Annotated in this window: 4 protein-coding genes and 1 pseudogene; all 5 read left to right on the top strand. The window is 47.1% G+C overall.

The annotated features are described in order from the left end of the window. Positions 1–990 (top strand): GSCFA domain-containing protein (locus ABUA47_RS17100; protein WP_035450165.1); only part of this gene is annotated, 990 nt, incomplete at its 5' end. After that, entirely contained in the window at positions 966–3,482 is a 2,517-nt protein-coding gene (locus ABUA47_RS17095; protein WP_009037150.1) for a bifunctional UDP-N-acetylmuramoyl-tripeptide:D-alanyl-D-alanine ligase/alanine racemase, read from the top strand. The genes ABUA47_RS17100 and ABUA47_RS17095, both read left to right, overlap by 25 nt. A 111-nt stretch (positions 3,483–3,593) precedes the next feature. After that, a complete protein-coding gene (locus tag ABUA47_RS17090; protein ID WP_005823939.1) occupies positions 3,594–3,809 on the top strand; it encodes a twin-arginine translocase TatA/TatE family subunit in 216 nt (71 codons plus the stop codon). Between the two features lie 185 nt (positions 3,810–3,994). Then, positions 3,995–4,816, top strand: coding sequence for a twin-arginine translocase subunit TatC (gene tatC, locus ABUA47_RS17085; protein ID WP_005835227.1), 822 nt, complete (start codon positions 3,995–3,997; stop codon positions 4,814–4,816). Further along, positions 4,816–5,615: pseudogene (locus ABUA47_RS17080) on the top strand (DNA helicase); the annotation flags it as partial. The gene tatC and the pseudogene ABUA47_RS17080, both read left to right, overlap by 1 nt.

Raw genomic sequence — 5,615 nt, 5'->3', positions numbered from 1 at the left:
ATGAATCTTTATACGCCTGTAGAAGTAGTTTCCAGTATGCCCCTTCTTTCGCAAGAGAATAATCTGTTGCTGATGGGTTCTTGTTTTGCGTCCGAGATGGGGCAAAGGCTGGTGGATGCCAAGTTCCGTTGTGACGTCAATCCTTATGGTGTGCTTTATAATCCGTTTTCCATTTCTGCGGCATTGCGTGAAATCATTGCGGGCAGATGCTACAATGAAAACGATATTTTCCTCTTTCATGAACTTTGGCATAGTGCCATGCATCATGGTAGTTTTTCCTCAGTCTCTGCAGAGGAAACATTGGCAGGCATTAACGGGCGTTTGAAAAGCGCCCATGAAAGGCTGGACCGGTTGGATTGTCTGCTGCTGACTTTCGGATCTGCCTGGGTTTATGAAAATAAAAAGACGGGAACTGTAGTTGCCAATTGTCATAAGCAACCTGAGTCCTGCTTTACCCGCCGTATGCTTTCTGTCTGTGAAATAGTATCTGACTACACCTCTTTGCTTTCTGGCTTGCTGGCGCGGATTCCCCGGCTGAAAGTATTGTTCACCGTCAGCCCCATCCGCCACGTACGTGACGGAATGCATGCCAACCAGCTCAGTAAAGCTACCCTGCTACTTGCCGTGAACCAGTTGCAAGCCACTTTCCCGGAACATGTTTTCTATTTTCCGGCTTATGAGCTGCTGCTCGACGAGCTTCGTGACTATCGCTTCTATGCAGAAGACATGGTGCATCCTTCCGAAACGGCCATTCGCTATGTCTGGGAACGGTTTACCCGGTCGTGCATCTCTGCCGATGCGTTACGGATTATGGAAGAAAGTGAAAATATCCGTAAGATGTTGTCACATAAGCCATTTTATCCCGCTTCAGAAGAGTATAAGCGTTTTTTAGGACAAATTGTGTTAAAAATAGACCAACTTAACGGAAAATACCCGTACTTAGATTTCCAAAAAGAGAGAGAAATATGTCGTATTCGATTGAAAGCATAACCGAAAGTATTGGCGCACGGCGTATGGGAAACGCGCCGGCTACCATAGACTGGCTGCTCACTGACAGCCGTTCCCTGAATTTTCCTGAGGAAACATTATTCTTTGCCTTGACCACCAAGAGGAATGACGGTGCGCGCTATATTACAGATTTATATGCCCGTGGAGTACGTAATTTTGTGCTTAGCGAAGAAAGCTTTAGATTAATGGACAATGGACAATTGACAATTGACAATGCTATGCAGCGTGATGATGCGCAGTCAATTGTCAATTATCTCATTGTTCCCAACCCGCTGAAAGCCCTGCAAAAACTGGCGGAACAGCATCGGAACCAGTTCCAGATACCGGTCATCGGTATTACGGGAAGCAACGGCAAGACCGTTGTGAAAGAATGGCTGCACCAGTTGCTCAGTCCGGAACGTGCCATTATCCGTTCTCCCCGCAGTTATAACTCCCAGATTGGAGTGCCTTTGTCTGTGTGGCAGATGAACGAACAGTCCGAACTTGCTATTTTTGAAGCCGGTATTTCCGAGCCGGGGGAAATGCGCGCTTTGCAGAACATCATCAAGCCTACCATAGGCATCCTGACCAATATAGGAGGGGCTCACCAGGAAAATTTCTTCTCGTTGCAGGAGAAATGCATGGAGAAGCTGACGCTTTTCAAGAATTGTGATGTAGTGATTTATAATGGTGACGATGAGTTCGTCAGCAACTGTGTGGCGAAGTCCATGCTGTCTGCACGTGAGATTGCGTGGAGCCGGAAAGATATGGAACGTCCTCTATATATAAGTAAAGTGGAGAAACGGGATGACTGTACTGTCATTTCCTATCGCTATCTGGATATGGACAATACGTTTACTCTACCGTTCATAGATGATGCTTCCATCGAGAATTCGCTGAACTGCCTGGCCGCATGCCTCTATCTGATGCTTCCTGCCGAACAGATTACAGAACGTATGGCAAGGCTGGAACCCATCGCCATGCGGCTGGAAGTCAAGGAGGGAAAAAACAACTGTCTGTTGATTAACGACAGTTATAATTCTGACCTTGGCTCATTGGATATTGCACTCGATTTTCTTTACCGCCGTTCGCAAAGTAAGGGATTGAGGCGGACTTTGGTTCTTTCGGATATATTGGAGACCGGTCAGAACACGCCGACACTTTACCGACAAGTGGCACAGCTGGTAAACAGCCGTGGCATTGAACGCATCATAGGTGTAGGAAATGAAATATCTTCCTGCGCTGCACGCTTTAATATAGAGAAGACCTTTTATCCGGATACAGCGGCCTTGATACGTGCCATTCAGCGTGGGGAACTTCGCCTTGAAAACGAAATAATTCTGATTAAGGGTGCACGTAAGTTCGGTTTTGACTCCTTGACGGAAGTATTGGAGAAGAAGGTGCACGAAACCATTCTGGAGGTTAATCTTGGAGCGATGATTGCCAATCTGAACTATTATCGTGGCAAGCTGAAGCCGGAAACAAAGATGGTCTGCATGGTGAAAGCCTCCGCTTACGGTGCAGGTTCTTATGAGATAGCCAAGACTTTGCAGGAACATCATGTCGATTATCTTGCCGTGGCGGTTGCCGACGAAGGCTCCGAACTCCGCAAAGCGGGCATCACTGCGAACATCATTATCATGAATCCTGAGATGACTGCTTTCAAGACCATGTTCGATTACAAGCTGGAGCCCGAAGTATATAGCTTCCATCTGCTGGACGCTTTGATTAAAGAAGCGGAAAAGGAAGGTATCACAAACTTCCCCATCCACATAAAGCTGGATACCGGTATGCACCGCCTGGGGTTTGCTCCGGAGGATATGCCCCGGCTGATAGAACGGCTGAAGGGACAGAATGCTGTGATTGCCCGTTCCGTCTTCTCGCATTTGGTAGGGAGCGATTCGCAACAATTCGACAGTTTTACACGCCGGCAGATAGAAATGTTCGAGAAAGCGTCCATGGAATTGCAGGAGGCTTTTCCGCATAAGATACTTCGCCATATCTGCAATTCCGCAGGTATCGAGCGTTTCCCTGGGGCGCAATTCGATATGGTGCGCCTGGGTATCGGCCTCTATGGTGTCAATCCCATAGACAATTCCATTATGAATAATGTGAGCACGTTGAAGACTACCATCCTCCAGATACGTGATGTTCCCGAAGAGGATACGGTGGGGTATAGCCGGAAAGGGCATCTCACCCGTCCGTCGCGTATAGCGGCTCTTCCCATCGGTTACGCCGACGGCCTGAACCGCCATCTTGGAAATGGACATGCCTATTGTCTTGTAAACGGCCAACGGGCAGCCTATGTAGGGAATATCTGCATGGATGTCTGTATGATTGACGTGACGGACATCGATTGCAAGGAGGGTGACAGTGTGGAAATTTTTGGTGACCATCTGCCTATAACCGTTCTTTCCGATGTACTCGAAACTATTCCTTATGAGGTGTTGACAAGCGTTTCTACACGGGTAAAACGTATTTATTATCAAGACTGAAGATAGGGGGCAGGGATTAGGGATTAGGGATTGCGATAAAATTAATCCTTAATCCTTAATCCCTAATCCTTAATTTTCCTATCTTTGCACTATAATTAATCAGATATAACTATGACAAACTTACTTTTATTAGGCTTTCTGCCCAGCGGTTCCGAATGGATAATTATTGCATTGGTCATCTTGCTGTTGTTTGGTGGTAAGAAAATTCCCGAATTGATGCGTGGTTTGGGCAAAGGAGTGAAGAGCTTCAAGGATGGTGTGAATGAAGCCAAAGAAGAGATAAACAAGGCTCAGGAAGATTTGGATAAACCGGCTGAAAAGAAATAAAGGAATAAGGGTATTTACTATTTGACAATTTACTATTTACTATTTGATACTCTGAGAAGTTCAGGAGTATGGGTAGGCTTGTTGCCTTTTCCACAGCGCAGCCCAAATAGTAAATTGTCAAATAGTAAATCCCCGCAGCGCAGCCCAAATAGTAAATAGTAAATTGTCAAATAGTAAATCCCTTTATGTCAGAAAAAGAACTAACCTTTTGGGACCACTTGGACGAGTTGCGCCGAGTGTTGTTTCGTGTACTCGGTGTGTGGTTTGTATTGGCTATCGGTTATTTTATTGCCATGCCTTATCTGTTTGACAATGTGATATTGGCTCCTTGCCATAACGACTTCATTTTCTATGACTTGCTGCGCTGGATAGGGCAGAGACTGGACTTGCAGGATGAATTCTTTACCCAGGAGTTTCATGTGAAGCTCGTCAATATCAATCTTGCCGCACCGTTCTTTGTCCACATGTCTACCGCTTTCTGGATGTCGGTGGTAACGGCTGCTCCTTATATTTTCTATGAAATCTGGCGCTTTGTAAGCCCTGCACTCTATCCAAACGAGCGTAAAGGGGTGAGGAAAGCGCTGGGTATAGGTACGGTGATGTTCTTCATCGGTGTGTTGCTGGGGTATTTTATGGTCTATCCGCTGACATTGCGTTTCCTTTCCACTTATCAATTGAGCGCAGCCATCGAGAATCAAATTTCCCTGAACTCGTACATCGACAATTTCATGATGCTGGTGCTTTGCATGGGACTGGCATTCGAACTGCCGCTGGTGACATGGCTGCTTTCCCTGCTGGGACTGGTGCACAAGACCTTTTTGCGGAAATACCGCCGTCATGCTGTTGTCATCATTGTTATTGCCTCGGCCATCATTACTCCGACCGGTGACCCGTTTACCTTGACAGTAGTGGCGGTGCCGCTTTATCTGCTCTATGAGTTGAGTATCCTGATGATAAAGGATAAAAAGACTGATGATGAAGCGGAAGAAGTGGAGACAGAGGAATGATGGATTGTGAAGTAAAGGAATATTTTAGTATATTGCTGGAAGCCTGCCACGTTGAGGAAATCTCCTTGGACGTGGCCTATCGGCAATTGCGCGAGTTGCTGGAGCGTTTGTGCCGTACACAGATGCCCGACGGCAGCTTGCAGATGACGGACCTTTCTGCACGTATCAGTTTCGTGGCTTCGAAGGCCGGACTTTCCACCGTGGAACAGAACCGTCTGCATACCTTCCGGCTGACCTCCAATGCTATTCTGAACCGCCAGGCGGAACCGCAACGTGAACAGTTGTTGCGTGATGCCAAGACACTGGCATTCTTTGTCAAGCGCTTGACGGGGGAGGAGATACCTGCCGAACTTTATCGCCTGCTACCTCGTGCGGATGCCACCTATATAGTGGCACCGCCCGCCAAAGAACGGATAAAGCGCATGCGCGTCTGTTTTCAGTATGCCGATGATACTTATTTATATGTACTGCCCGTAGACACTGTGGCCGATGAGCCGTTGCGTGTCCGTTATAATGTACCTCAGATTAATGAAGAGTTTGCAGAAACCTGCCGGATTCTGTGGCGGCATGCCCAGGTCAATCTGCTGGATGTTACGGTGGACGAAGTCGGCATACTCACCCCTTCCTTTATTATACTTGAGCCCGATTACTTGATAGACATCAGTTCGCTTGCCGAATGCTTCAAGGATTACGGGCATCATCCTGCCAATTATATCCTGGCACGGCTCCAGTCGCCAGACAATACCCGTCCGTTACTGTTGGGTAATATTGCTAACCTCTTTCTGGACGAATGGATTCA

Origin of the sequence: Bacteroides sp. RTP31139st1_H2_RTP31139_211217, assembly GCF_040227615.1 — a bacterium.
Classification (GTDB): domain Bacteria; phylum Bacteroidota; class Bacteroidia; order Bacteroidales; family Bacteroidaceae; genus Bacteroides; species Bacteroides uniformis.
The sequence above is the reverse complement of the archived record's forward strand: the minus strand, read 5'-3'. Positions and strand labels throughout refer to the sequence as shown.

Bases quoted from the DNA above. Each gene is read 5' to 3' on its own strand.
- ABUA47_RS17095 (WP_009037150.1), top strand. From the start codon at position 966: ATGTCGTATTCGATTGAAAGCATAACCGAAAGTATTGGCGCACGGCGT.
- ABUA47_RS17090 (WP_005823939.1), top strand. From the start codon at position 3,594: ATGACAAACTTACTTTTATTAGGCTTTCTGCCCAGCGGTTCCGAATGG.
- tatC (WP_005835227.1), top strand. From the start codon at position 3,995: ATGTCAGAAAAAGAACTAACCTTTTGGGACCACTTGGACGAGTTGCGC.